22 protein-coding genes and 1 tRNA gene are annotated in these 25,877 nt (G+C 71.6%); 18 read left to right on the plus strand and 5 right to left on the minus strand.

All coding sequences use genetic code 11. The features are described 5' to 3' along the window. Window positions 1-48 precede the first annotated feature (48 nt). From tilS to ASE87_RS09955, 15 genes are all read left to right on the plus strand, one after another. Complete coding sequence (gene tilS, locus ASE87_RS09885) at window positions 49-1,041, plus strand: tRNA lysidine(34) synthetase TilS (RefSeq protein ID WP_056228138.1); 993 nt, start codon at window positions 49-51, stop codon at window positions 1,039-1,041. A gap of 43 nt (window positions 1,042-1,084) precedes the next feature. Next, the gene (gene hpt, locus ASE87_RS09890; protein ID WP_043593236.1) at window positions 1,085-1,636 is read left to right on the plus strand and encodes a hypoxanthine phosphoribosyltransferase; all 552 of its coding nucleotides are present in this window, start codon (window positions 1,085-1,087) and stop codon (window positions 1,634-1,636) included. Between the two features lie 125 nt (window positions 1,637-1,761). After that, a complete protein-coding gene (gene ftsH / locus ASE87_RS09895; protein WP_043593237.1) occupies window positions 1,762-3,753 on the plus strand; it encodes an ATP-dependent zinc metalloprotease FtsH in 1,992 nt (663 codons plus the stop codon). A gap of 88 nt (window positions 3,754-3,841) precedes the next feature. Then, window positions 3,842-5,338, plus strand: coding sequence for a dihydropteroate synthase (gene folP / locus ASE87_RS16910; RefSeq protein WP_369814005.1), 1,497 nt, complete (start codon window positions 3,842-3,844; stop codon window positions 5,336-5,338). Then, the gene (gene folB / locus ASE87_RS09905; RefSeq protein ID WP_235472266.1) at window positions 5,335-5,796 is read left to right on the plus strand and encodes a dihydroneopterin aldolase; all 462 of its coding nucleotides are present in this window, start codon (window positions 5,335-5,337) and stop codon (window positions 5,794-5,796) included. The genes folP and folB overlap by 4 nt, the downstream gene beginning before the upstream one ends. Next, a complete protein-coding gene (gene folK, locus ASE87_RS09910; RefSeq protein ID WP_082452539.1) occupies window positions 5,793-6,419 on the plus strand; it encodes a 2-amino-4-hydroxy-6-hydroxymethyldihydropteridine diphosphokinase in 627 nt (208 codons plus the stop codon). The genes folB and folK overlap by 4 nt, the downstream gene beginning before the upstream one ends. Beyond that, window positions 6,416-6,892, plus strand: coding sequence for a DUF3180 family protein (locus tag ASE87_RS16350; RefSeq protein WP_056228141.1), 477 nt, complete (start codon window positions 6,416-6,418; stop codon window positions 6,890-6,892). The genes folK and ASE87_RS16350 overlap by 4 nt, the downstream gene beginning before the upstream one ends. Window positions 6,893-6,966: 74 nt before the next feature. Next, window positions 6,967-7,446 (plus strand): PH domain-containing protein, encoded by a 480-nt coding sequence (locus ASE87_RS09920; protein WP_043595810.1) that lies wholly within the window; start codon window positions 6,967-6,969, stop codon window positions 7,444-7,446. After that, window positions 7,443-9,338: a PH domain-containing protein gene (locus ASE87_RS09925; RefSeq protein WP_056228144.1), complete on the plus strand. Its 1,896-nt coding sequence runs from the start codon at window positions 7,443-7,445 to the stop codon at window positions 9,336-9,338. Before ASE87_RS09920 ends, ASE87_RS09925 begins: the two co-directional genes overlap by 4 nt. A gap of 83 nt (window positions 9,339-9,421) precedes the next feature. Then, window positions 9,422-10,153 carry a Rossmann-like and DUF2520 domain-containing protein gene (locus ASE87_RS09930; protein WP_056229490.1) on the plus strand — a complete coding sequence of 244 codons (732 nt, stop codon included), beginning with the start codon at window positions 9,422-9,424 and terminating at the stop codon, window positions 10,151-10,153. 49 nt (window positions 10,154-10,202) lie between these two features. After that, window positions 10,203-11,723: a lysine--tRNA ligase gene (lysS, locus tag ASE87_RS09935; protein WP_043596857.1), complete on the plus strand. Its 1,521-nt coding sequence runs from the start codon at window positions 10,203-10,205 to the stop codon at window positions 11,721-11,723. Between the two features lie 220 nt (window positions 11,724-11,943). Continuing rightward, on the plus strand, window positions 11,944-12,207 hold the full coding sequence (locus ASE87_RS15805) for a hypothetical protein (RefSeq protein ID WP_082452541.1): 264 nt from the start codon (window positions 11,944-11,946) through the stop codon (window positions 12,205-12,207). A 372-nt stretch (window positions 12,208-12,579) separates the two neighbouring features. Then, window positions 12,580-13,602: a sigma-70 family RNA polymerase sigma factor gene (locus tag ASE87_RS09945; protein ID WP_056044073.1), complete on the plus strand. Its 1,023-nt coding sequence runs from the start codon at window positions 12,580-12,582 to the stop codon at window positions 13,600-13,602. A gap of 407 nt (window positions 13,603-14,009) precedes the next feature. After that, window positions 14,010-14,999, plus strand: coding sequence for a hypothetical protein (locus ASE87_RS09950; protein WP_056228147.1), 990 nt, complete (start codon window positions 14,010-14,012; stop codon window positions 14,997-14,999). Between the two features lie 312 nt (window positions 15,000-15,311). Next, entirely contained in the window at window positions 15,312-16,157 is an 846-nt protein-coding gene (locus tag ASE87_RS09955) for a serine protein kinase RIO (protein ID WP_082452542.1), read from the plus strand. A 387-nt stretch (window positions 16,158-16,544) separates the two neighbouring features. Here the strand turns inward: ASE87_RS09955 and ASE87_RS09960 are convergent, their stop codons facing one another. Continuing rightward, window positions 16,545-17,543, minus strand: coding sequence for an NAD(+)/NADH kinase (locus ASE87_RS09960; protein WP_056228151.1), 999 nt, complete (start codon window positions 17,541-17,543; stop codon window positions 16,545-16,547). Window positions 17,544-17,738: 195 nt separating this feature from the next. Here ASE87_RS09960 and ASE87_RS09965 point away from each other — a divergent pair, with 195 nt between their 5' ends. Then, window positions 17,739-20,228, plus strand: a complete 2,490-nt coding sequence (locus ASE87_RS09965) for an ATP-dependent Clp protease ATP-binding subunit (protein WP_043594568.1) — start codon at window positions 17,739-17,741, stop codon at window positions 20,226-20,228. A gap of 180 nt (window positions 20,229-20,408) precedes the next feature. Then, entirely contained in the window at window positions 20,409-20,996 is a 588-nt protein-coding gene (locus ASE87_RS09970; RefSeq protein ID WP_082452543.1) for an amino-acid N-acetyltransferase, read from the plus strand. A gap of 135 nt (window positions 20,997-21,131) precedes the next feature. On the opposite strand, the gene ASE87_RS09975 is transcribed toward ASE87_RS09970, so the two are convergent. The 4 genes from ASE87_RS09975 to ASE87_RS09990 all read right to left on the minus strand — a co-directional run bounded on the left by ASE87_RS09975 (window position 21,132) and on the right by ASE87_RS09990 (window position 25,171). Then, window positions 21,132-21,629 (minus strand): hypothetical protein, encoded by a 498-nt coding sequence (locus ASE87_RS09975; RefSeq protein WP_056228154.1) that lies wholly within the window; start codon window positions 21,627-21,629, stop codon window positions 21,132-21,134. Window positions 21,630-21,642: 13 nt separating this feature from the next. Beyond that, window positions 21,643-22,323: a hypothetical protein gene (locus ASE87_RS09980; RefSeq protein WP_056228155.1), complete on the minus strand. Its 681-nt coding sequence runs from the start codon at window positions 22,321-22,323 to the stop codon at window positions 21,643-21,645. A gap of 616 nt (window positions 22,324-22,939) precedes the next feature. Further along, window positions 22,940-24,304 (minus strand): DNA repair protein RadA, encoded by a 1,365-nt coding sequence (gene radA / locus ASE87_RS09985; protein WP_055975569.1) that lies wholly within the window; start codon window positions 24,302-24,304, stop codon window positions 22,940-22,942. A 9-nt stretch (window positions 24,305-24,313) separates the two neighbouring features. Further along, complete coding sequence (locus tag ASE87_RS09990) at window positions 24,314-25,171, minus strand: SGNH/GDSL hydrolase family protein (protein ID WP_082452544.1); 858 nt, start codon at window positions 25,169-25,171, stop codon at window positions 24,314-24,316. Window positions 25,172-25,308: 137 nt separating this feature from the next. Here ASE87_RS09990 and ASE87_RS09995 point away from each other — a divergent pair. After that, window positions 25,309-25,399: transfer RNA gene (locus tag ASE87_RS09995), tRNA-Ser, on the plus strand. The last annotated feature ends 478 nt before the right edge of the window (window positions 25,400-25,877 follow it).

A 25,877-nucleotide genomic window follows, 5' to 3' on the forward strand; every position in this document is an offset into this window, starting at 1 on the left:
GTTGGGGGGTCCGACCCGACGGGTCGGCGGTGTCGCTAACGTTACAAGATGCCCGACAGACCCCGCCTGACCCCCGCGACGGCCGACGTCCGACGTGCCGTGCGCGCCTCCTTGTCCGGTCACGACGAGGGCGACCTCGTGCTCGTCGCGCTGAGCGGCGGGCCGGACTCCCTCGCGCTCGCCGCGGGGCTCGCGTTCGCGGCGCCGCGTGCGGGGCTGCGCGCCGGCGCGGTCGTCGTCGACCACGACCTGCAGGGCGACTCGCGCACCGTCGCCGCACGCGCGGCCGAGCAGGCCCGCGGCCTCGGGCTCGACCCCGTCGTCGTCGTCCGGGTCACGGTCGGCACCGAGGGCGGCCCCGAGGCGGCGGCCCGCACGGCCCGCTACGACGCGCTCGCGTCCGTCGCCGCCGAGCAGGGCGCCCGCACCGTGCTGCTCGGCCACACCCGCGACGACCAGGCCGAGACGGTGCTGCTCGGCCTCACCCGGGGCAGCGGTGCGACGAGCCTGAGCGGCATGGAGGCGCGCTCGGGCCTGTACGCCCGCCCCCTCTTGGCCGTCGGCCGCTCGACCACGGCGGCGGCGTGCACCGACGCCGGCCTCGAGGCCTGGGCCGATCCGCACAACGACGATCCGACCTTCACGCGGGTGCGGCTGCGGCGGACCGTCCTGCCGATGCTCGAGCGCGAGCTGGGCCCGGGCATCACCGAGGCCCTGGCGCGCACGGCGGACGCGCTGCGCGAGGACTCGTCCGCCCTCGACCACTTCGCCGACGAACTGGCCGAAGAACTGGCCGACCACGCCGAGGCGGGCATCTCGCTCGACGTCCGGGGGCTCGCCGCGAACCCGGCGGCCCTGCGCCAGCGACTGATCCGGCTCGCGGTGCAGAGCGAGTTCGGGGTCTCGCTCAGCCGCGTCCAGACCCTCGAGGTCGCCCGGCTGGTGACGGACTGGCACGGGCAGGGGGCGGTGTCGCTGCCGGGCATTACAGTGGAACGCACCGGAGGCGCGCTGCACTTCTCGGCGACCGGCGCCTCCTGAGACCCCCCTCGGCACCCCACGACCCCAGGAGCACGACACCACCATGGAACTCAGCGACATCGAGGCCGACCTGACCAGCGTGCTCTACACCGAAGAGCAGATCCACGCCAAGATCGCCGAGGTCGCCCGGCAGGTCGAGGCCGACTACGTCGGTCGCGAGCCGCTGCTGGTGGGCGTCCTCAAGGGCGCCGTCATGGTCATGGCCGACTTCTCGCGCGAGCTCAAGCTGGCCTCGGCCATGGACTGGATGGCCGTCTCGTCGTACGGCTCGGGCACCAAGTCGTCGGGTGTCGTCCGCATCCTCAAAGACCTCGACAGCGACCTGCACGGCCGCGACGTCATCATCGTCGAGGACATCATCGACTCGGGCCTGACGCTGTCGTGGCTGCTCGAGAACCTGCAGAAGCGCGGGGCGGCGTCGGTCGAGATCTTCGCGCTCTTCCGCAAGCCGGCCGCCGCCAAGGTCGCCGTCGACGTCAAGTACGTCGGCTTCGAGATCCCGAACGACTTCGTCATCGGCTACGGCCTCGACTACGACGAGAAGTACCGCAACCTGCGCGGTGTCGGGGTGCTGGCCCCGCACGTCTACAGCTAGCGGTCCGCTCCCGGGCGGGGCCGATCAAGCCCTCGGCGAACACCCATCCAGGGCATAGCAGCCCCGATGTACCCTTTTGCTCACGTTCTTCCTGCAGAAAGGTGTCGGGCGTCGCCCGTACTGACATGGACTTCAAGAAACTCTTCCGCGGTCCGATCATCTACATCGTGATCGCGGTCATCGGCATCGGCATCGGGTGGAGCCTCATCAGCGGGGCGGGCACGACCCAGATCTCGACCCAGAAGGGCCTCGAGGCGATCCAGACCGACAAGGTCAAGTCGGCGACGATCTTCAGCAACGAGCAGCGCGTCGACCTCGTCCTGAAGGACGGCGACAAGGCCGAGCAGTTCTACTACGCGACGCCGCGTGGCTCCGAGGTCGTCGACGCCGTCACCGACGCGAACCTCGAGAACTTCGACGACACCGTCACGCAGACCAGCTGGTTCATGTCGCTGCTCAGCATCCTGCTGCCGTTCCTCATCATCGGCGTCATCTTCTGGTTCCTGCTCTCGTCCATGCAGGGCGGTGGCAGCAAGGTCATGCAGTTCGGCAAGTCCAAGGCCAAGCTGGCGTCGAAAGAGACGCCGCAGGTCATGTTCACCGACGTCGCCGGGGCCGACGAGGCGATCGAAGAGCTCGAAGAGATCAAAGAGTTCCTGAAAGAGCCGGCCAAGTTCCAGGCCGTCGGCGCCCGCATCCCCAAGGGCGTGCTGCTCTACGGCCCTCCCGGCACCGGCAAGACCCTGCTCGCCCGCGCCGTCGCCGGCGAGGCCGGCGTCCCCTTCTTCTCGATCTCGGGGTCGGACTTCGTCGAGATGTTCGTCGGCGTCGGTGCCAGCCGCGTCCGCGACCTGTTCGAACAGGCCAAGCAGAACAGCCCGGCGATCATCTTCGTCGACGAGATCGACGCCGTCGGTCGTCACCGCGGTGCCGGCATCGGCGGCGGCAACGACGAGCGCGAGCAGACCCTCAACCAGCTGCTGGTCGAGATGGACGGCTTCGACGTCAAGACCAACGTCATCCTGATCGCCGCGACCAACCGTCCCGACGTGCTCGACCCGGCCCTGCTGCGCCCCGGTCGCTTCGACCGCCAGATCGGCGTCGACGCTCCCGGCCTCGACGGCCGCAAGCAGATCCTCGAGGTGCACGGCAAGGGCAAGCCCCTCGCCGCCTCGGTCAACCTCGAGGTCCTGGCCCGCAAGACGCCCGGTTTCACGGGTGCCGACCTGGCCAACGTCCTCAACGAGGCCGCCCTGCTGACGGCACGCTCGAACGCGCAGCTGATCGACAACCGCGCCCTCGACGAGGCCGTCGACCGCGTCATGGCCGGTCCGCAGCGCCGCAGCCGCATCATGAACGACCACGAGAAGCTCATCACCGCGTACCACGAGGGTGGTCACGCCCTCGCCGCCGCGGCGATGCGCCACACCGACCCCGTGACCAAGATCACGATCCTGCCCCGCGGTCGTGCCCTGGGCTACACGATGGTCCTCCCCCTCGAAGACAAGTACTCGGTCACCCGCAACGAGCTGCTCGACCAGCTCACGTACGCCATGGGCGGTCGTGTCGCCGAAGAGCTCGTCTTCCACGACCCGACCACCGGCGCCTCGAACGACATCGAGAAGGCCACGGCGACCGCCCGCAAGATGGTCACCGAGTACGGCATGAGCAACAAGGTCGGTTCGGTCAAGCTCGGCCAGGCGTCGGGCGAGATGATGATGGGCCGCGACGGCAGCTCGCGCGACTACTCCGAGAACATCGCCGAGACGGTCGACGCCGAGGTGCGCGTGCTGCTCGAGCAGGCGCACGACGAGGCGTGGCAGGTCATCAACGACAACCGCGACGTGCTCGACTTCCTCGCCCGCGAGCTGCTCGAGAAAGAGACCCTCGACCACGACGAGCTGGCCGAGATCTTCAAGGACGTCCGCAAGCTCCCCGAGCGTCCCCAGTGGCTCTCGAGCGACAAGCGTCCGGTGTCGGACCGCCCGGCGATCCCCATGCCGACGAAGTCGCCCGTCGACGCCGAAGCCGTCGACGGGGGCGTCGACTCCGAGCCGACGACCAAGCCGGCCCGCACGCGCCCGCCCCGCACGACGCCCGGCATCGCCACGGCCTGACGCACGACCGGCCCGACCGGCTGCGCCGAGGCGCAGCCGGTCGCTAGCCTGAGGGCTCGTCCCGAGCACCGAACGGAGGTACCGCTTCGTGACCGACCCGTCCAGCGGCACCCCCGCCGCGTCCGGTGACGACATCCGTCCGACCACTGCGGCCCGAGAGGGTGGCGACGCCCCGTCGAAGCGTCCTCGTGGTCGTGAGCGGTATCCGGCGGACGTCGTGGTCGACGCGCCACCCGCCTCCGCCCGGGCGGCCGCCGACGGGCTCGCCGCGGGGCCGATCACGCAGGGACGACTCGTCCTGGCGCAGAACGAGACCGCGGCCGTCCGTCCTCCGGCCCAGTTGCCGCCCGTCACGCACACGCCCGCGACGACCCCCGCGACCAGCCTCCCCGCCGAGGTGCCCGTCGCCGCGCAGCCGCCCGCCGTGGCTGCCGCCGTCCGTCCCGCGACCGGTGACCCCGGCCCCGCCCCCGCCGAGACCTCGGCGGCCGTGGCTCCCGCCGGCCGCTCGGGGCGTCGGCTGGTGGCCGGTGGCCGGTTCGAGGGGCCGCTGCACGAGCGGTCGTTCGACGAGGCCGACCCCGTGCTCGAGGCCCGGCCACGACCCGAGCGGCAGCGCAGCGGTTCGCACGCGGCACCGGCGGTGCGTGACCGGGTCGCGACCGGCCCGGGGCCGGACGCCGCGCCTCCTGAGCCGGTCCTCCGACGCTCGCGCGACCGGTCCACCGTCCGACGACCCGGCCCGGCCGTCATGGGCGTGCTCAACGTCACGCCCGACTCGTTCAGCGACGGCGGTCGTCATCTCGACCTCGACGCCGCCCTGGCCCACGCCCGCACCCTCGTCTCGCGGGGGGCCGACATCGTCGACGTCGGCGGGGAGTCGACCCGGCCCGGTGCCGCCCGCGTCGAGCCGGCCGACGAGCTCCGTCGGGTGCTGCCGGTCGTGCGTCAGCTCGCGTCCGAGGGGGTGCGCGTCAGCATCGACACGATGAACGCGTCGACCGCCGCCGCCGCACTCGAGGCCGGCGCCGAGATCGTCAACGACGTGTCGGGCGGTCTCGCCGACGTCGACATGGCCCGGGTCGTCGCCGAGAGCGGCCGCACCTTCGTGGTCATGCACTGGCGCGGTCGACTCGACGGCTCGGGGCACGCACCCTCCGCGGCGTCGCGCGACTACGACGGCGACGTCGTCGGCACCGTCGCCGACGAGCTCGCCGCACGGGTGGACGACCTCGTGACCCGGGGCGTCGACCCGTCGACGATCGTCCTCGATCCCGGCCTGGGGTTCTCGAAGGACGCCACCCAGAACTGGCAGCTGCTGGCCCACCTCGACGTGCTCGGCCGGCTCGGCCTGCCCGTGCTCGTCGCCGCGTCGCGCAAGCGGTTCCTGGCCGACCTCCTGCCCGAGGGCGCGCCGCCCGTCGACCGCGACCCCGCGACCGCCGTGATCAGCGTGCTGGCGGCGCAGGCCGACGTCTGGGGCGTGCGCGTGCACGACGTCGCCGGCACCCGAGCGGCCCTCGACGTGCTGCAGGCCTGGACCGAAGCCGCCGCGGCTCCCCGACGACCGGCGAGGCACGCGTGAGCGGCGGCGCGACCGGACCCGACGGCCTGCCCGGGCGCGAGCACGACTCCGTCGCCACGACCGGTCCGGCCGGCGTGCCGGCCCTCCGTGCCCGCGGCCTCGACGTGCTGCGTCTCGGCGGCGTGCGGGCGACCGGCCACCACGGCGTCTTCGACCACGAGCGCCGCGACGGCCAGGAGTTCGTCGTCGACGTCGTCGTGCACCTCGACACCTCTCCGGCGGCGTCCGGCGACGACCTCGGCGAGACCGTGCACTACGGAGTCCTGGCCGAAGAGATCGTGGCCGCCGTCGAGCGCGACCCGGTCGACCTGATCGAGACCCTCGCCGAGCGCCTCGCCGCCGTCGTACTCGCGCACCGAGCGGCCGTCGCCACCGAGGTCACCGTGCACAAGCCGGGGGCCCCCATCACCGTGCCGTTCGGCGACGTGTCGATCACCATCAGCCGGGAGCGAGCGTGAGCGGGCCGATCACGAGCGGGCCGCGCGTCCGCCGTGCGGTGATCGCCCTCGGCTCGAACCTCGGCGACCGCGACACCCTGCTGCGCGACGCCGTCCGGGCCGTCGACGCGACGCCGGGCATCACGGTGGTCGCCGCGTCCGCCCCCGTGTCGTCGACCGCCGTCACGCTCGACGGCCTCGATCCGAGCAAGCCGACCTACCTCAACGCCGTGCTGCTCGCCGACGTCACGCTCGACGACGACGCCCTGCTCGACGCGCTGCAGGCGATCGAGGCCACGCACGGGCGCACCCGCGACGTGCGGTGGGGCGACCGGACCCTCGACCTCGACGTCGTCGCCCTCGACGACGAGCGCATCGACACCGAGCGCCTCCAGGTGCCGCACCCCCGCGCCGCCGAGCGCGCGTTCGTGCTCGAGCCCTGGCTCCGGCTCGACCCGGAGGCGCGGCTCGCCGGAGCAGGGCGGGTCGCCGACCTCGCGTCCCGCCTCACCGAGCGCACCCGCCCCGTGCCAGGGGCGACCTCGCTGTTCGACCCCGAGCCCGACCCCCCGCTGACCGACGCACCGTCCGACCACGGGTCCGCCCACGACCCGACCACCGACCCCAGCCCAGGAGCCCCGTGAAGCACACCCGCCCCTCCACCCTGGTCGGCCTGATCATCGTGGCCGTGGCCGCCGGCTTCGTCCTCGACTCGGTGCTGGTCGCCATGCGTCAGCCGTCGATCGTGCTGCCCGTCGCCCTCGGCCTCGTGCTGCTCGGCATCGGCGGGGTCGTCGTCTCGATGGCCGTGCCCGTGCACCGCGTCGCGACCGGGTCGAGCAAGGAGCGCGTCGACCCCTACTACGCGACGCGCGTGCTGCTGCTGGCCAAGGCGAGCAGCCTGTCCGGCGCCCTGTTCGGCGGCTTCGCCGGGGGAGTCCTGCTGTTCGTCCTCTCGCGTGGCGTGGGGGTCGCTGTAGGCTCGCTCGTGCCCGCGATCGTCGTCGTCGTCGGCGGTGTGGGGCTGCTCGTGGCCGGCATCGTCGCCGAACGCATGTGCACCGTCCCGCCCGCCGACGACGAGAACGGCCAGGGCCCGGGGACGCAAGCGGTCTGACCGCCCGCGGCCCCGCCGCCGTCGCACCACACCGCTGCCGCACGACACCGCCGCCGACCGGAAGAGACGCCGACATGGACCGACTCGACATCCCCGACGCGCAGTGGACCCGCGTCTCGCCCCGGTACGTCTGGCCCGAGCTGATCGGCTACGTCGTCACCGGGCTGATCGTGGCCGCCGCCACCGTCCCGCTCTGGTTCATCGGCGAGTGGTGGACCTACGCGATCACCGCCGCCGTCGTGCTCGTGACGATCGTCGTCGCCGCCCTGACCCCGCGTCGCGTCCGGGCGATCGGCTACCAACTGCGCGAGGACGACCTGCTGCTGCGCAAGGGCATCCTGTACCTGCGGGTCGTCGCCGTGCCCTACGGCCGCATGCAGCTCATCGACATCAACCGGGGCCCGGTCGTCCGGGCGCTCGGTCTCAGCGACCTGAAGTTCGTCACCGCGGCCGCGGCGTCGGCCGTGACGATCCCGGGCGTCCCCGCCGACGAGGCCGAGCGGCTGCGCGACCGCCTCGTCGAGCTGGCCGAATCGCGTCGGGCCGGCCTGTGAGCGACCCCCGCACCGGTGCGGACGGGGGCGGGGGCCGACCAGCGCCTCCGGACGTCGCCGCCCTCACCGACGGCGAGTGGCACCGCCTGCACCCGGCCACCCCGCTGCTCAAGGGCGGCATCGCGCTGGCCGCGGTGCTCGTCATCCTCTTCAACAACGCGCGCGAGTACGTCGTCGAGCTGTTCGTGCCCGGCGGTCGGCGGGGCGACGAGGGCGACCCGTTCGGGTACGTCGTCGACCAGGGCTGGCTGGGCCTGCTGCTGCTCGCCGTGGTCGTGGTCATCGCCCTGTTCGTCGGCGGGTTCTGGCTGTCGTGGCGCATGCACACCTTCCGGGTCGGCGAGGACGTGGTCGAGGTGCGCAGCGGCATCGTGTTCCGCACGAACCGGCGGGCGCGGCTCGACCGCATCCAGGGCATCAACATCCAGCGTCCGCTGCTGGCCCGCGTCTTCGGCGCCGCCAAGCTCGAGGTCAACCAGGCCGGCCAGGACGCCAACGTCAACCTCGCCTACCTGCGGTCGGCGTCGGCGGACGACCTGCGCCGCGAGATCCTCCGGCGCGCGGGCGGGGCGCAGCAGCCGCACGCGCCGGCCCCGAGTGCGGCCGGTTCGCCGGTCGAGGCGCCAGCCGCCGGCACGGGCGATGTGACCGACGCCGCCGCCGTCGCGGGGACCGCGGGTCCGGGTCACCCCGACGCCCACGCTCCGCACCGCCAGGGCTTCGGCGGCCTCGTCGAGCAGCGCGCGAACGAGTTCCTCGCGCCCGAGCTCGACCCCGACGAAGCGCCGCCGCAGTCCGTCGTGGCCCTCTCGCCCGGCCGCCTGATCGGGTCGACCGTCCTGAGCGGTTACACCCTCTTCCTGTTGGCCGCCGTCGTGGCGATCGTGATCAGCGTGGTGACGACGGGCGAATGGTTCCTGCTCTTCGTGCTGCTGCCGGCCGTGCTCGGGTCGGGCGGGTTCTACGTCAACCGCATCACGAAGTCGCTGCGCTACACGATCGCCGGCACGCGCGACGGGGTCCGCATCGGCTACGGCCTGTTCTCGACCTCGAACGAGACGCTGCCGCCCGGCCGCATCCATTCGGTCAAGGTCAGCCAACCGCTGCTCTGGCGCCCGTTCGGCTGGTGGGACGTCAAGATCAACCGCGCCTCGCGCTCGAGCACCAAGGGTGCCGCCGGGCAAGAGAACACGACGATCCTGCCGGTCGGCGACGAGGACGACGTCCGCCGCGTCCTCGAACTCGTCCTGCCCGAGCTGGTCGGCGTGGCCGCCGTGGGCGTCGCCGCCGAGGAGGCGCGGGCCGGGTCGAGCGCGTCGGCCGACGTCCCCGCGGCGGTCGCCCCCGCGACGGGCATGGCCACGGACGCCTTCTCGAACGACGAGGCCGCGCCTCCTGTCCTCGGTGGCGAGGTGCTCGGGGACGCGACGTCCGTGGCCGGCGAGGCCGCGCCTCCTGCCGTCCGTGACGCGGTCGAGGCGACGACCGAGCACACCCTGTCGCTCGTCGAGGGCGGGTTGAGGTCGAGCGGCACCGACGGCGGGTTCACCGTGTCGCCGCGGCGGGCCGCCGTGCTGCGCTGGTTCTCGTGGCGGCGCAACGGGTTCCGCTCGGCACCGGGCGCGCTGCTGCTGCGCAAGGGCGCGATCTGGCGTCAGCTCGTCATCGTGCCGCTGCCCCGGGTGCAGAGCGTCGGGCTCGTGCAGGGTCCGTTGAGGCGTCGGCTGCGGCTCGCGACCGTGCACCTGCACACCGTCCAGGGGCCGATCGTGGCCGAGATCGGCGCGCTCGACCAGGACGACGCCCTCGGCTTCTTCACGACCGCCGGCCGCGAGGCGGTCGCCGCCGCCCACGCCGACCGCACCCACCGCTGGAGCGAGGAGACCCCGTGACCGACCCCCGCGACCCCCGCGACTCGCGCGACGCCACCCGCCGACCCGCGGGCGGCTCCGACCGCCGCAGCGGCCGCCTCGGTGTGGGCATCGTCGGTGCCGGCCGGGTCGGGCCCGTGCTCGGCGCCGCACTCGCCGCCGCGGGTCACGCGATCGTCGGCATCTCGGCCGTGTCCGAGCGCAGCCGCGACCGGGCCGAGGCGATCCTGCCGGGCGTGCCCGTGCTGACCGTGCCCGAGATCGTCGAGCGCAGCGAACTCGTGCTGCTCGCCGTCCCCGACGACCAGCTCGCGGACCTCGTGCAGGGCCTCGCGGCGACGGGCACCTGGCAGCCCGGCCAGCTCGTCGTGCACACCTCGCCCCGTCACGGGCTCGAGGTGCTGCGGCCCGCCCTCTCGTCGGGGGCGATCCCGCTGGCGATCCACCCGGCCCTCGCCTTCACCGGCACGACCATCGACCTCGTCCGGCTGCGTGACGCCTGGTGCGCCGTGACCGCGCCGACCCCCGTGCAACCGATCGGGCAGGCACTCGTCGTCGAGATGGGTGCCGAGCCCGTCATCGTCGCCGAGGCCGACCGGGCCCGCTACGCCGAGGCCATCGCGACGGCCACCGAGTTCTCGGCCGCGATCGTCGCGCAGCCGGTCGGACTGCTGACCGAACTGGGCCTGCCCGAGCCCGGCCGCCTGCTCGCGCCGCTGATGCGGTCGGCCATGGACGCCGCCCTCGGCGAGGCCGGCGGCGCGGTCGGCCCCGGTACCATCGACATGGCCTCGTTCGACGACGGCCCCACCGCGTTCGGTGACCCGCGCGCCTGACCCGGCCCGCGCCTCCCGCCCCCTCCACCACCCCAGGAGCACCTGACACATGACCGCCGCGCCCGACCCGACCACCACCCCCGACGACGAGGCGGCCACCGCCGCGCGCGAGGCGTCGGAGCAGAAGCAGGTGCGACTCGACAAGCGCGCCCGCCTGCTCGAGGCCGGCGTCGAGGCGTACCCGGTCGGCGTGCCGATCACCGACACGATCGGTGCGGTCCGCGCCCGGTACGCCGAGCTCGAGACCGACAGCCGCTCGGGTGACGTCGTCGGCCTCGCCGGTCGCGTCGTGCACGCCCGCAACACCGGCAAGCTGTGCTTCGCCGCGTTGCAGGCGGGCGACGGCAGCCGCATCCAGGCCATGGTCTCGCTGGCCGAGGTGGGCGAGCAGCGCCTCGCCGACTGGAAAGAGCTGGTCGACCTGGGTGACCACGTCTTCGTCAAGGGCGAGGTCATCTCGTCGCGTCGCGGCGAGCTGTCGATCATGGTCACCGAGTGGTCCATCGCGGCCAAGGCGATCCTGCCGCTGCCGAACCTGCACTCCGAGCTCAGCGAAGAGACGCGCGTGCGCCAGCGCTACCTCGACCTGATCGTGCGCGACCAGGCCCGCGCCACCGTCCGCGCCCGGGCCGCTGCGGTCTCATCGCTGCGCCGCACCTTCGACTCGTACGAGTACCTCGAGGTCGAGACGCCCATGCTGCAGACGATGCACGGCGGCGCCGCGGCGCGGCCGTTCCAGACGCACAGCAACGCGTTCGACACCGAGCTCTACCTGCGCATCGCGCCCGAGCTGTTCCTCAAGCGGGCCGTCGTCGGCGGCATCGACCGCGTCTTCGAGATCAACCGCAACTTCCGCAACGAAGGCGCCGACTCGACGCACTCGCCCGAGTTCGCGATGGTCGAGGCGTACCAGGCCTACGGCGACTACGACCAGATGGCCCGACTCACGCAAGAGCTCGTGCAGAACGCCGCCATGGCCGTGTCCGGTTCGCACCTCGTCACCCTGGCCGACGGCACCGAGTACGACCTCGGCGGCGAGTGGGCCCGCGTGCCGATGTACGAGTCGCTCAGCGAGGCCGCCGGAGTCGAGATCACGCCGTCGACCACCGTCGCCGACCTGCAGGCGCTCGCCGCCACGGTCGACCTCGTCGTGCCGCACGAGACCCACGGCAAGCTCGTCGAAGAGCTCTGGGAGCACTTCGTCAAGCCGTCGCTCGACCGCCCGACCTTCGTGGTCGACTTCCCGGTCGACACGAGCCCGCTCGTCCGCCAGCACCGCTCGAAGCCCGGCGTCGTCGAGAAGTGGGACCTCTACGTCCGCGGCTTCGAGCTCGCCACCGCGTACTCCGAGCTGGTCGACCCCGTCATCCAGCGCGAGCGCTTCGTCGAGCAGGCCGCCCTCTCGGCCCGCGGCGACGCCGAGGCCATGCGCCTCGACGACGACTTCCTCACCGCACTCGAGCACGGCATGCCGCCGAGCGGCGGCATGGGCATGGGCATCGACCGCCTCCTGATGGCGATCACGGGCCTCGGCATCCGCGAGACGATCCTCTTCCCGCTCGTCAAGTAGGCGGCGGGCGGCGAGCCTGCTCGTCCGCCCGTGAACCACGTTCCGTGCGATGAACCCCGTGTCTTCGTGGTTCATCGCGCGGAACGTGGTTCGTGGGGTGCTCGGGTGCTCGAGTGCTCGAGTGCAGGAGGCGCGGAGCCGGTCGGGCACCGCGCCTCCGTCGTCTCGTCGTCGAGAGGTGCACGTGGTTTTCCCCGGGAGGGCGACGTACCCTGGTCGGGTGCCTGAGTCCCTTGCCGGAGCCATCGTCTTCTCCGTGACGCCCACCATCGTCGTGGGCCTCATCTTCTGGTTCATCGTCAGGGCACTGCTGCGCTCCGACCGCACCGAGCGGGCCGTCTACGCCAGGGTCGAGGCCGAAGAGCGCGCCAAGGCCGAGGCCGAGGAGCGCGCCGAGTCGCGCGACCTGGCCGACCTCGCCGACCGCGCCGGCGTCGCTGCTCGGGCCGGCCGGGCCGACCGCAGCGGTCGCAGCGCGGTCTGACCTCGGTCCGTCCCACCACCGGGTGCGTCGCCGACGCGCGCGTCCTCGGGTCACGGCACCGCGCCTCCTGGGCTCGCGGTGCCGTTCGTCGTACCCCGACAGATCAGCGGCCGAGTTTCCGGTGAGCGACCTGGGAATGTGTACCCCCGGCGTGATAGCGGTCGCCTATACCCGATCGGGGCTGCTGTCAAACGTCGTTCGCCTTCGTACCCCGTCGACGTCGAAACTCTGGACGTGCGCTCGGAGTAGTCCCGTCAGGGCCTGCACCAGCTTTTTCCCGCACGCCTCTGCACGCCAGACTCGAAGTACGCCGACGAGCTTCACGAACTAATCGACGCGACACCAGGTCAGTACTCGAGCAGGGAGAGAACGATGACGACCACTTCCGTCACCACGCGCAACACCACCACAGCCACCGACGACACCGAGGTCGAGGTCCTGTCGCAGGTCCGAGGGGCCTCCACCGACCAGGTCGGCGACTACCTCCGCCACATCGGCCGCATGCCGCTGCTCGACGCAGCGGAAGAGACCGAGATCGCCCGCCGCATCGAGGTCGGCCTGTTCGCCGGCGAGAAGCTCAAAGAGCTGCAGGCGGCCGACGCGGTCAAGAAGAACCGCACCAAGGCCCACGCCGAGATGCTCCGCGACCTGCGCTGGCTGCAGCACGACGGCGAGCGTGCCAAGGACCGCATGATCACCGCGAACCTCCGCCTCGTCGTCAGCATCGCCAAGCGCTACACGCAGCGCGGCCTGCCCTTCATGGACGTCATCCAGGAGGGCAACCTCGGGCTGGTCCGTGCCGTCGAGAAGTTCGACTACACGCAGGGCTACAAGTTCTCGACCTACGCCACCTGGTGGATCCGTCAGGCCATCGCCCGCGGCCTCGCCGACAAGGCGCGCGCCATCCGCATCCCGGTGCACACGGTCGAGCGCATCAACCGCATCTCGCGGGCCGAGCGTGACCTGACCGTCGACCTGGGCCGTGCGCCCACCGTCGACGAGGTGGCCGAAGAGGTCGCCATGGACGTCGCCGACCTCATCGAGCTCAAGTCCCGTTCGCACGAGCCGGTGTCGATCCACACCGTCGTCGGCGATGCCGAAGACAGCGAGCTGGGCGACTTCATCGAGGACGAAGAGACCCCGTCGCCCACGCAGGCCACCGAGAGCTCGCTGCTCAACCGCGACATGCACGCCCTCGTGGCGACGCTGCCCGAGGACGAGGCGCGCGTGATCCGCATGCGCTTCGGCCTCGACGACGACCAGCCGATGACCCTCGACGAGATCTCGAAGCGCGTGCACTCGTCGCGCCAAGCCGTCTCGCGCGTCGAGAGCCGTGCCCGCCTCCGCATGTTCGCGAAGGCCGTCAGCCAGGACCTCCAGCTCTACCTGCAGTAGGTCGTCTGCGGTCACGCCGCACGCCGCACCACGCGAGGGCCGTCGCCCCGGGTCATCCCGGGGCGGCGGCCCTTCGCCGTGCCCGGACCCTCGCACCGGCCCGCCTCGCCGGTCGTGCGTGGTCTCCCGCACCGCGCCTCCTCGGCCTCGGACCCTCGAGTGGGCAGAAGATGCTCGTCCGGAGTCGACGAGCAGCATCTTCTGCCCACTCGTCGCCGTTCGGTCGTGCCAGCCGGAGTCCCGTTCTGCCGAGTGGGCAGAAGGTGCCCTTCGGGGGTCGTCGAGCAGCATCTTCTGCCCACTCGGGCGGTGGGGTCGTCTGGTCCCCAGAGCCGATGTACTCACGCCTGTCCCCAGGCGACGACATCAGGAGGCGCGGGCCGCGTCCCGGCGGTCAGTCTCGACGGGTGCCGCGCATCGTCGTCCCCCTTCCGCTTGCCGATCGCCCCTTCGCCGTCGACGAGGCCCGCCGTGCGGGTCTCGGGGTCGGGCGTCTCCGGGGTGCCGACCTCGAGGCTCCCCACCGCGGCGTCCGGCGCCTCGTCGGCCGGGGCTCCGACCCGCACGACCCGCACGACCCGCAGACCGCCCTGCTGGCGAGTGCCCGGGCGTTGCTTCCGGTGATGCTCGACGACTGGCGTTTTTCCCGGGTGACGGCCCTGGGTCTCTGGTGGCTCCCGGTGCCGTGGCGGGTCCGCGACGGCAGAGAACCCCTGCACGTCACCTCGACCGACGGACGGGGTCCACGTCGGCCGGGCGTCGTGACGCACCGGGCACGGTCGTCCCTCGACGTCCAGGGTGTGACGAGTGCGGGCGCGGCATCGACCGGGCCAGCTCGTCTGAGGTTGCTGGCCGACGGTCTGCCGGTCGACGATCCGGTCGTCGCCTGGGTGGAGAGCGGGTCTCTGATGACGGTCGACGACCTCGTCCGTGCCGGCGACGCACTCCTCGGCTCCTGGTCTGAGTTCGACGTGGCGCGAGGGCGCACCGTCGACGAACTCCGACGCGCGGTGGCGTCCGCCCGGGGTCGACGTGGTGTGGGACGTGTACGCGAGGCCCTCGAGCTCGTGCGGCCCGGGGTCGAGTCGCCGAAGGAGACCGAGCTACGCCTCCTCCTGCTGCGGGCTGGGCTTCCCGAACCCGAGATCAACGTGCGCACGTACGACGATCGCGGGCGTTACCTCGGCAGGCCCGACCTCCGGTACGCGTGGTGCAAGCTCGCCGTCGAGTACGAGGGCGACGAACACCGCCGCGATCCGTGGAGGTTCCGCACCGACATCCTCCGCCGTGAGCGCTTTGCCGACGCCGGGTGGTGGACCGTCCGATGCACGGACGACGACCTCCGCGGCCGCCGGGCCGACGAGCTCGTCGCCCGCGTGCGTCGTCGCCTCTCGTGACGCGATCGAGTGGGCAGAAGATGCTGTTCGTCGGGGTCCGAGCAGCATCTTCTGCCCACTCGGCCGATCGTCGCTCGGCCTCTCGGGCCCGGACGACCGTCGACAGGGGAGGCGCGGCGCGGTACCGTGAGCGGACCAGGGCCACGAGATGGCCGGGCCACGCGACACTCCACGAGAGGGGTGATGAGCATGACTGCCGTCAACGCACGCCACGCGTACCCCACTCACCCCGAGACCCTCCGCCCGTAGCGACAGTCGCGCGACGCTCGTCGCGCCCGCCGGGCCGGTCTCACGCCTCCCCTGGAGCACAGCTTGACCTTCTCCGACGACTTCGTCGTACCCACCTTCTCCGCCGTCGATCCCGACGCCGACCAGGGCTGGTCCACCTGGCCGGCCGCCACCCCCACCGAACGCGGGCCCCGGCCGTGGCCCGATTGGGTCGTCACCTCCGCCGCCGCGATCGACACCGAGCTCGGCGTCGTCAAGTCCGGCAAGGAGGCCAACGTCCACCTGATCGACCGAGCCGTGCCGGCGGACGTCGTTCTGGGCGCCGGTGACGGAGCCCGCGCCTCCTTGCTGGCCGCGAAGCGGTACCGCGGGCCCGAGCAGAGCGACTTCCACCGCTCGTCCGAGTACCGCGAGGGCCGTCGCGTGCGCAACACCCGCGACGGCCGGGCGATGGCTCGCGGCTCGGCCCACGGGCGCCGGGTGCAGGCCGGACTCTGGGCCGCGGCCGAGTTCGACGCGCTTTGCCGCATGCACTCCCTCGGCGTCGCCGTGCCGTACCCGGTTCAGATCAGCGGCACCGAGATCCTGATGGAGTTCGTCGGGCACGGGGTCGAAGCCGCGCCACGCCTCGCCCAGGTCAAGGACGACGGCGCCACCCTCTGGCCGCTGTTCGAGCAGGTGCACGAGATCGTGATCGGCTTCGCCCGGGCCGGCTTCGCGCACGGGGACCTCTCGCCGTACAACCTGCTCGTCCACGACGGACGGGTCGTCGCCATCGACGTGCCCCAGCTCGTCGACGTCGCGAGCAACCCGACCGGCGTCGAGCTGCTCGAACGCGACTGCCGCAACGTCTGCGCCTGGTTCGCCCGACGCGGGTTCGTCCGCGACCCCGAGCAGGTCTTCGCCGAGGCGCTTGGCGAGGTGTACTAGGCGGGGCGGGCCGGTCCGGGCCGAGGTTGCGGCCGCGGCCGGGGGCCAGGGCAGGGCGGGCGTGTTCGTATGAGTCGGGCGTCCGCGACCGCCCGCCGAGGCCGAAGCCGCCCGGGTTCGTGAGGGGGCCGGGCCCGGGGCCGGTGGCCGGGGCCGGGCCCGGGGCCAGGGCAGGGCGGGCGTGTTCGTGTGAGTCGGGCGTCCGCGACCGCCCGCCGTGGCCGAAGCCGCCCGGATTCGCGGCGGCCGAGCGGCCGGGCCGCACGACGTCGGCCGGGCCGCACGACGGCGGCAGAGCGCAGGAGGCGCGGCGCGCGACCACCGCGCACCGCGCCTCCTGAAGGCGGGTGCGTCGGTGCCCGGGGCTGATGCCCCCGGGCGGCCGCGTCAGTGCAGGGGGCTGATGCCGGTGACGGCGGTGTCGTCGTCGTGGGCGACACCGGCGAGGCCGCCGGCGCGCTCGGCGCGTTCGCGGAAGCGGGCCCGGACGTCGGTCGGGACGAGCTCGAGCAGCTGGTCTTCTCGCAGCGGCAGGTCGAGCAGGCTGAGCTTGAGGCGGCCCTTGCGGCCGTGCCGGTCGGCGTCGAGCCGGATCACCTGGCCCGCGTCACGCCGCAGCACGAGCTTGATCACGCAGCCCTCGCTGACGTCGGCGACCACGCGGCCGTCGACCTCGAGCGCCGCCGAGTGCGTGCCGTCGCCGATCTCGAACCGCAGCTGTTCGCGCGGGCCGAGGACGACCGAGCGGTCGATGCCCGACATCGGCGCCACCGGGGTGACCACGACGGCCGCGATCGCGGGGGACAGGATCGGCCCGCCCGCGGCGTAGTTGTAGGCGGTCGAGCCGGCCGGCGTCGCCGCGACGATCGCGTCGGCCTTGTAGTAGCCGTAGGGCGTCTCGTCGAGCACGAGGTCGGCCGAGACGACGCCCTCGCCCGGGCGGCGGGCCACCGAGGCGTCGTTGAAGGCCAGGTAGGTGTTCTCGAAGCCGGTCGTCGAGTGCGTGACCTCGAGGGCGTGGTGCGGTTCGAGCGAGAACTGCTTCTGGCCGACGCGGTCGAGCGCCTCGGGCAGCTCGTGCGGCTCGACCTCGACCAGGAAGCCCACGTTGCCGTAGTTGACGCCGAGCACGGGCACGGGACGTTCGGCGACGAGCCGCATGGCGCCCAGCATCGTGCCGTCGCCGCCGAGGGCCACCACGACGGTGACGCGCTCGCGGAAGGTGCGCTCGTCGACCAGCTCGACGCCGTCGCCGACCCGGGCCGCGTCGCTCGTCATGGCGACGAGGTGCGCCTGTGAGCGGGTCGTCCAGCCGCGGATGATCTCGACGCTGTCGAGCACCGACTTCGTGGGGTGCGGAACGAGGCCGACCGTGAACTTGCCCATGGACGCGAGGCTAGCCGCCACCCCTGTCAGCGCGCCCTGTCAGCCCGCCTGCGCACTGCTCTATGCCCCCAGCGAACAGGGGCAGATTAAGCCGCGGGGCCTGGTTACTCTCTCTGTAAACCGGTGCCGAACCCTGCGGGCGCCAGATGCACATTCGGTGGCGACAACCACCCCGCCACCTAGGGAGCAAAGAAGATGTTCGAGAGATTCACCGACCGTGCCCGTCGCGTCGTCGTCCTCGCCCAAGAAGAGGCGAAGATGCTGAACCACAACTACATCGGCACCGAGCACATCCTGCTCGGTCTGATCCACGAGGGCGAAGGCGTCGCCGCCAAGGCCCTCGAGTCGCTGGGCATCTCGCTCGACGCCGTGCGCGAGCAGGTGCAAGACATCATCGGCCAGGGCCAGCAGCAGCCGACCGGCCACATCCCCTTCACGCCTCGTGCGAAGAAGGTCCTCGAGCTGAGCCTGCGCGAGGCGCTGCAGCTCGGCCACAACTACATCGGCACCGAGCACATCCTGCTCGGCCTCATCCGCGAGGGTGAAGGAGTCGCCGCCCAGGTGCTCGTGAAGCTCGGCGCCGACCTCAACCGGGTCCGCCAGCAGGTCATCCAGCTCCTCTCCGGCTACCAGGGGAAAGAGGCGGTGGCCGTGGGCGGCGAACAGACCCAAGGCGCGCAGGGCGGCAGCCAGGTGCTCGACCAGTTCGGTCGCAACCTGACGCAGGCCGCGCGCGACAACAAGCTCGACCCGGTCATCGGGCGCGAGAAAGAGATGGAGCGGGTCATGCAGATCCTCTCCCGTCGCTCGAAGAACAACCCCGTGCTGATCGGTGAGCCCGGCGTCGGCAAGACCGCCGTCGTCGAGGGCCTGGCCCAGGCGATCGTCAAGGGCGAGGTGCCCGAGACGCTGAAGGACAAGCAGCTCTACTCCCTCGACCTCGGCTCGCTCATCGCCGGCAGCCGCTACCGCGGTGACTTCGAGGAGCGCCTGAAGAAGGTCACCAAAGAGATCCGCACGCGCGGCGACATCATCGTCTTCATCGACGAGATCCACACCCTCGTGGGTGCGGGTGCCGCCGAGGGCGCCATCGACGCCGCGTCGATCCTCAAGCCGCTGCTCGCCCGTGGCGAGCTGCAGACGATCGGTGCGACCACGCTCGACGAGTACCGCAAGCACTTCGAGAAGGACGCCGCCCTCGAGCGCCGCTTCCAGCCCGTGCAGGTCAACGAGCCCTCGCTGCCCCACGCGATCAACATCCTCAAGGGGCTGCGCGACAAGTACGAGGCCTTCCACAAGGTCTCCATCACCGACGGCGCGATCGTCGCGGCGGCGAACCTCGCCGACCGTTACGTCAGCGACCGCTTCCTGCCCGACAAGGCCATCGACCTGATCGACGAGGCCGGCGCCCGCCTGCGTCTGTCGATCCTTTCCGCACCGCCCGAGCTGCGCGAGTTCGACGAGCGCATCGCCGGCGTCCGCGGCCAGAAAGAGGGCGCGATCGAGGACCAGGACTTCGAGAAGGCCGCCTCGCTGCGCGACGAAGAGAAGAAGCTGCTCGGTGAGCGCCTCCGTCTCGAGAAGACGTGGCGTTCGGGCGAGGCCGGAGCCGGCGGAACCGTCGACGAGGGCATCATCGCCGAGGTCCTGGCCCAGGCCACGGGCATCCCGGTCTTCAAGCTCACCGAAGAAGAGACCTCGCGTCTCGTCTTCATGGAGAAGGCCCTGCACCAGCGCGTCATCGGACAAGAGCAGGCCATCGCGGCCCTCTCGAAGACCATCCGCCGCACGCGTGCCGGCCTGAAGGACCCCAAGCGTCCCTCCGGTTCGTTCATCTTCGCCGGGCCCACGGGCGTCGGCAAGACCGAGCTGGCCAAGGCGCTCGCCGAGTTCCTGTTCGACGACGAGGGCGCGCTGATCTCGCTCGACATGTCCGAGTACGGCGAGAAGCACACCGTCTCGCGTCTGTTCGGTGCCCCTCCCGGGTTCGTCGGCTTCGAAGAGGGCGGGCAGCTGACCGAGAAGGTCCGCCGCAAGCCGTTCTCCGTGGTGCTGTTCGACGAGATCGAGAAGGCCCACCCCGACATCTTCAACTCGCTGTTGCAGGTGCTCGAAGAGGGTCGTCTCACCGACGGTCAGGGTCGTGTCGTCGACTTCAAGAACACGGTCATCATCATGACGACCAACCTCGGCACGAAAGACATCACGGGTGGCCCCGTGGGCTTCCAGATCGAGGGCGACACGGCGACCTCCTACGAGCGCATGCGTTCGAAGGTCACCGAAGAGCTCAAGAAGCACTTCAAGCCCGAATTCCTGAACCGCGTCGACGAGACGATCGTGTTCCCGCAGCTCAACCAAGAAGAGCTGCTGCAGATCGTCGACCTGTTCATCAAGCGCCTGTCCGACCGTCTGCTCGACCGCGACATGACGGCCGTCCTCTCGCAGTCCGCGAAAGAGCGGCTCATCGAGATCGGGTTCGACCCGTCGCTCGGTGCCCGGCCGCTGCGTCGTGCGATCCAGCACGAGGTCGAAGACCGGCTCTCCGAGCGCATCCTGCAGGGTGAGCTCAATGCGGGCGACCATGTCCAGGTCGACTTCGTGGACGGAGAGTTCACCTTCGCCACCTCGCGTCAGCCGGGTCGCGAAGAGGTCCTCGTGGGCGACGCCCCCGAGATCGAGAGCTAGGCGCGACAGCAACAACAGCACGACGGCAACACCGAAGGAGGCGCGGGTCGCCTTCGACGCCCGGGGCGGTCTTCCACGACGGAGACCGCCCTTCGGCGTACCCGGGGCCGGGTCGCGAACGCGTCGCTAGGCTGGGCGGCGGCCCGCGCCTCCTCGGGTCGTGGTCTTCGAGGGAGTCCCATGTCAGACGCGGCAGACGCGCCCACCGGTGTCGACGGGGTCGGCGGTGCCGACCGGCTCGGCGGGGCCGACCGACACGGCATCACGGTGCGGAACGCGGTCGTCAGCGACGTGCCGCACATCCAGCGGCTGTGCGAGCCGTTCGTGCAGAAGCGCATCCTGCTCGGCAAGGACCTCGTGACGCTGTACGGCGACGTGCAGGAGTTCCAGATCGCGGTCGGGCCCGACGGGGTGCCGATCGGGTGCGGCGCGCTGCACGTCATGTGGGACGACCTGGCCGAGGTGCGCACGCTCGCCCTCGACGCCGCGTGGATCCGCAAGGGGGTCGGCCACCGCCTCCTCGAGTCGCTCGAAGGGGCGGCCCGGAAGCTCGAGATCGGCCGCCTGTTCTGCCTGACGTTCGAGGTCGACTTCTTCGAGAAGCACGGGTACCTCAACGTGGGCGACGAAGGGCTCGTGCCGCCGGACGTCTACGGCGAGCTCGTCCGCTCGACCGACGAGGGTGTGGCGGAGTTCCTCGACCTGGCCCGGGTCAAGCCGAACACGCTGGGCAACTCGCGGATGCTGAAGGCGCTGCCCGCGCTGTAGTCGTTCGCGCGAGCTCGCGTTCGAGTTCGCGTTCGCTGTGGCCGGTCGAGTGGTCGCGAATCGTCCCTCGCCCCGCTGGGGAGGACGATTCGGGACCACTCGACCCGCGCCTCCTGGGCTCGGGGGGCTCGTGCGCTAGCCGAGGGCCTTGAGGAGGTCTTCCGGGTTGGCGGCCATGGTGTGCGGGCCGGCGATGTCGAAGAAGACCTGCTCGATGACGTCGAGGTGGGCCTCGAGGAACGCGCGCAGCGAGAGCGCGTCGTAGAGCATGACCTGGCGGTTGGGGTCGTCGGGGACCATCGCGGCGTAGGTGTCGTCCGACGAGAAGAGCAGCAGGATGCGCTTGTCGGTGTTCTCGCGGCCGAAGACGCGGACCTGGTCGCCTTCGTCGGGGAGGGCTCCGTCGTCGGGGCCGCCGGTGGAAGGGGCGGCGTCGGCGGCGGCGGTGTCGCTCGTTCCGCTCGAGTCGGTCGGCAGCACGAGCTTCGGGACGACGACCACGTCGTGACGCAAGGCGAAGGCGACGGCGGCGGCGTCCTGGGCGGCGAGGGCCAGCTCGAGCGACTCGGAGCGGAAGGTGCCGTTGCGGTCGGCCGGGTCGACGGGCTCGGAGGAGGGGGTGGCTGCGTTCACGGGTGGGTCACTGTCAGTTCAGGATCATCTGGGCGGTGTCGGCGGAGGTGATGTCGCCGACCGAGACGGCGAGGCGGTAGGTCGCGCCGCCGGCGGTGACGGGTTCGCGCGAGGTCGACTCGCAGGTGTCGGCGGACGAGCGCGTGCGGTCCCAGGCGATGGGGGGAGTGCTGAGGGTCTGGCCGGCGGTGAGCGTGACGACCTGGTTGGTGCCGTTGACCTGGCAGTCCTTCGACGACCAGTACTGCTCTTCGCCGCTCGTGACGACGAGCGTCTGCTGCGCCGAGCCGAGGTCGATCGAGCAGTCGGCGCGGCCCGAGTTGGTGATCGACATCGAGATCTGCGGCAGTTCGGTCGCGGCGTAGCTCGTCTTGTCGGTGACCGGCTTCAGTTCGATGTCGCTGGTCGAGCAGGTCGCGGCGTCGGAGGCGCCCTCGGTCGAGGTGTCGGCCGGGTCGGCGGTGGCGTCAGCCGCAGGGGCGGTCTCGGTGGCGGCCGGTTCGCTGGGGGCGGCATCGGCCGGGGGTGCGGAGGTCGTCGCGGCGGCACCCGGTTCTGCCGAGCCGGACCCGGGGCGGACGACGATCAACACGATGATGACCACGACCGCGATCAGACCGAGCGCGAGCACCGCGCGACGACGCCAGTAGACCGAGGGCGGTTGCGGCCCGACCGGGTTCTTGAACGTCGACATGGGCACAGGTTAAGGGCCGGTCAGGGGGTTGGCCGGGACCAGCGCGGCGTGTGGGCTGAGAATCCGCGTGGAGCGGGGTGCAGGTGCCTGGTGAGGCCGCCGACCGGGGTGTACCCCGCTGCGGGCGATGTCGGGTCGGTGCGGGGGTTCGGGGGGTCGGGACGTGGGGCCGAATGGGCAGAAGATGCTCGTCGTCTGCGGGGGAGGAACATCTTTTGCCCACTCGTGCCCTGGCCTCGTGTGGGTCGGGCCGGTGTGTGGGGCCTCGGTTCCGGAGGCGCGGGTCGAGTGGTCGCAGATCGTCCTGCGGGTGCGTCGGAGGGACGGTTCGGGACCACTCGATGGGGCGGTGCTCGTGCGCGCGGGGGGTGTAGGTGCGGGTGCGGCCGTCGAGTGGGCAGAAGGTGCTCGTCAGGTTGGTGCGAGCAGCACCTTCTGCCCACTCGCACCCGGTGTCGGACGTCCGGGACCGTGCGTCTGCCGGCCGGGCCCGGCCCGGTGCCCGGGTCAGGAATCGGGGACGCGTCAGCACACCCGAGTCGGCCTCGGGTCACGAGGCGCGGGTCGGGCCGAGAGACGCGGGTGTCCCGGCTCAGGAGGCGCGGGCCGGGTCGGCTCAGAAGGCCCGGTCGAGCTCGCGGTCGCGTTCGGAGCCCGCGGCGCTGAACGCCCGGCGGAGCGCTTCGCGCAGGTTGCCGGATTCGGCGTCGACGAGCTGGGTGAAGCCGAGGCGTCGTGCTTCGGAGGCGCGTTGTTTGGGGGAGGAGACGGGGCGGATCTCGCCGGCGAGGCTGATCTCGCCGACGGCGGCCATGGTCTGGGGGAAGGGTTTCTCGCGGCTGGCGCTGGCGAGGGCGAGCGCGATGGCGAGGTCGGCGCCGGGTTCGGTGATCTTGATGCCGCCGACGGTGCTGACGTAGACGTCGGCGTCGCCGAGGCGGATGCCGGCGCGGCGTTCGAGCACGGCGAGCAGCATGGCGACGCGGGAGGAGTCGACTCCGTTGACGACGCGGCGGGGTTGGGGTGTCGAGCTGGCGACGATGAGCGCTTGGACCTCGACGGGCAGGGCGCGGCGGCCTTCCATGGCGACGGTGATGCAGGTGCCGCTGACGGGGGTGCCGTTGCGCGACATGAAGAGGCCGCTGGGGTCGGCGACCTCGGCGATGCCGTCGCCGGTCATCTCGAAGCAGCCGACTTCGTCGGTGGGGCCGAAGCGGTTCTTGTGGGCGCGGATGAAGCGGAGCGCGGTCTGCCGGTCGCCCTCGAACTGGCAGACGACGTCGACGAGGTGTTCGAGCAGGCGGGGGCCGGCGATGGTGCCGTCCTTGGTGACGTGGCCGACGAGGAGGACGGGCAGGTTGCGGTCCTTGCTGACGCGGATGAGGGTCGAGGCGACCTCGCGCACCTGGGAGGTGCCGCCGGCGATGCCGTCGATTGTCGAGGACGAGACGGTCTGCACCGAGTCGACGATGACGAGTTGGGGGTCGACCTGGTCGATCTGGCCGAGGATGACCGAGAGGTCCACCTCGGCGGCGAGGAAGAGGTTGTCGTGCATGGCGCCGGTGCGTTGGGCACGGAGGCGAACCTGCGAGGCGCTTTCTTCGGCGGTGACGTAGAGGACGCGCGCGCCGGTGGCGGCGGCGCGGGACGCGACCTCGAGCAACAGCGTGGACTTGCCGACGCCGGGCTCGCCGCTGAGCAGGATGGCGGCGCCGGGGACGATGCCCCCGCCGAGGACGCGGTCGAACTCGGCGATGCCGCTGGGCCAGTAGGCGACGCTGTTGGCCTCGACCTGGGTGATGGGTCGTGCGACGCGGTCCCCTTCGACGCGGACCGAGGCGGTGCCGCGGGCGCTGACGAGGGCCGAGGTGACGTCGACGACGGTGCCCCACTTCTGGCACTCGCCGCAGCGCCCGGCCCACTTGAGCGACGTCCACCCGCACTCGGTGCAGCGGAACGGGGGAGTGGTGGTGCGAGCCATGCCGTCAGCCTAGGAGGCGCCCCCGACATCGGCGGAGGCGTCCGTCGGGGAGGCGGCGGCCGTGTGCGCCGCGACGGCTTCGGCCTCGCGGACCTCGTGGGTGGTGGCGGCTTCGTCTGCGGCGATGCGGGCGAGGCGGGCGGCGATGGCGGGTTCGAAGGCCGAGGCCCAGACGCGGTAGCCGCGGTCGTTGGGGTGGAAGAGGTCTCCGGCCGAGTTGCGGTAGGTGCGGAAGAAGCCCTGGCGGCGGGTGGTCTCGTAGAGCGGGGCGACGGTGAGGCCGAACTCGCCGGCGACGCGGCGGACGATGGCGTTGGCCTCGACGAGCTTCTTCTCGCGGTCGGGAATCCACATGGCGGGCAGGTCGCCGACGATCGCGTGTGAGGGCAGGGCGCCGTAGATGACGCGGAGGTTTTTCTCGAACGACTCGGGGTTGAACTGGATGATGTCGTTGGCGCCGATGGCCACCGTGACGACGTCGGGTTCGTACTTCTCGAACTTGGGCAGCTGGTCCTTGCGGCAGAGCCAGGTGGTCGAGCCGCTGACGCTGAGGTTGACGACGCGCAGCGAGGTGTGGCTCTGGCGGCGCATGTACGCGGAGAGGCGGCCGACGTAGCTGCGGGCCGGGCTCGAGGCTCCGATGCCCTGGGCGGCGGAGTCGCCCATCGCGACGTAGAGCAGCTTGCCCTTGCGGTCGAAGCGGTCGCGCCACCAGGCGGAGTGGACGGGCAGCAAGGCGTTCAGGTCGGCGGCGGCCGCGTTGCGGCGCTGCATGAAGCGGCTGACGCCGGCGCCGGCGGCGGCCATGGTGGCGAGGGTGACGCCGACGCCCGAGAGGAAGGCGGTGACGGTGTGGCGTGAGGGCATGGGCCGAGGCTACGCCGGGCTTCGATGCCCGCGCCGCGCGTCCGTGCACCCTGTGCACAACCCCGAGGAGGCGCGGTGCGGTGGACGAGCAATCCCCCGGTTTCGTCCCTGCCGCCGGATGTACTAAACTCGCTCTCGGTACCGTGTCCGAGCGGCCGAAGGATCATGTCTCGAAAACATGTGTGGGGGTTAACTCCACCGTGGGTTCAAATCCCACCGGTACCGCCACAGAAAGAGCCCTGAGAACCCCTGTACTTACGGGGATTCCGGGGCTCTTTTCTTTGCCGACGGAGAACAGCGGTAACGCAGCGGTAACAGGAACGCGGTGAGACGTTGTGGGCAACCGCAGGTTGCCCACATGGCGACCAGGCGCGTAAGCCTCACGCGCTGTCGCTCCAAACCCCTGATGAGCACGTTGCCAAGCTCGAAACCGGTGACGACCCCTCGACTATGCGGTTCGAGCAAATCATCGACGAGGACTTCGCTGGACCGCCAGCAACAGGCGCGGTGGCCAGCGTGCCATGGAGGGGACGCCGCGCGGCAGCAGCAGAGCGTAGGGGTCGTTCGGCACGGGGGACCTAGCGTTCTGCGACAGTGCAGGAGCAAGATCTTTCGGAACCGCGTGTAGGCCCCTTCGCGATTCGAGTGCTGGAGTTTGGCCGCCAGCGGGTGGCTCGCAGTGACCGTCGTACGTGCTCCCTACATT

The sequence above is a fragment of the Frigoribacterium sp. Leaf44 genome (genome assembly GCF_001421865.1).
In the GTDB taxonomy this organism is placed as follows: Bacteria; Actinomycetota; Actinomycetes; order Actinomycetales; family Microbacteriaceae; genus Frigoribacterium.

Bases quoted from the DNA above. Each gene is read 5' to 3' on its own strand.
- radA (WP_055975569.1), bottom strand. From the start codon at position 24,304: ATGGCTCGCACCACCACTCCCCCGTTCCGCTGCACCGAGTGCGGGTGG.
- hpt (WP_043593236.1), top strand. From the start codon at position 1,085: ATGGAACTCAGCGACATCGAGGCCGACCTGACCAGCGTGCTCTACACC.
- lysS (WP_043596857.1), top strand. From the start codon at position 10,203: ATGACCGCCGCGCCCGACCCGACCACCACCCCCGACGACGAGGCGGCC.
- ftsH (WP_043593237.1), top strand. From the start codon at position 1,762: ATGGACTTCAAGAAACTCTTCCGCGGTCCGATCATCTACATCGTGATC.
- ASE87_RS09990 (WP_082452544.1), bottom strand. From the start codon at position 25,171: ATGCCCTCACGCCACACCGTCACCGCCTTCCTCTCGGGCGTCGGCGTC.
- ASE87_RS09960 (WP_056228151.1), bottom strand. From the start codon at position 17,543: ATGGGCAAGTTCACGGTCGGCCTCGTTCCGCACCCCACGAAGTCGGTG.
- ASE87_RS09920 (WP_043595810.1), top strand. From the start codon at position 6,967: ATGGACCGACTCGACATCCCCGACGCGCAGTGGACCCGCGTCTCGCCC.
- tilS (WP_056228138.1), top strand. From the start codon at position 49: ATGCCCGACAGACCCCGCCTGACCCCCGCGACGGCCGACGTCCGACGT.
- ASE87_RS09965 (WP_043594568.1), top strand. From the start codon at position 17,739: ATGTTCGAGAGATTCACCGACCGTGCCCGTCGCGTCGTCGTCCTCGCC.
- ASE87_RS09970 (WP_082452543.1), top strand. From the start codon at position 20,409: ATGTCAGACGCGGCAGACGCGCCCACCGGTGTCGACGGGGTCGGCGGT.
- ASE87_RS09980 (WP_056228155.1), bottom strand. From the start codon at position 22,323: ATGTCGACGTTCAAGAACCCGGTCGGGCCGCAACCGCCCTCGGTCTAC.
- ASE87_RS09945 (WP_056044073.1), top strand. From the start codon at position 12,580: ATGACGACCACTTCCGTCACCACGCGCAACACCACCACAGCCACCGAC.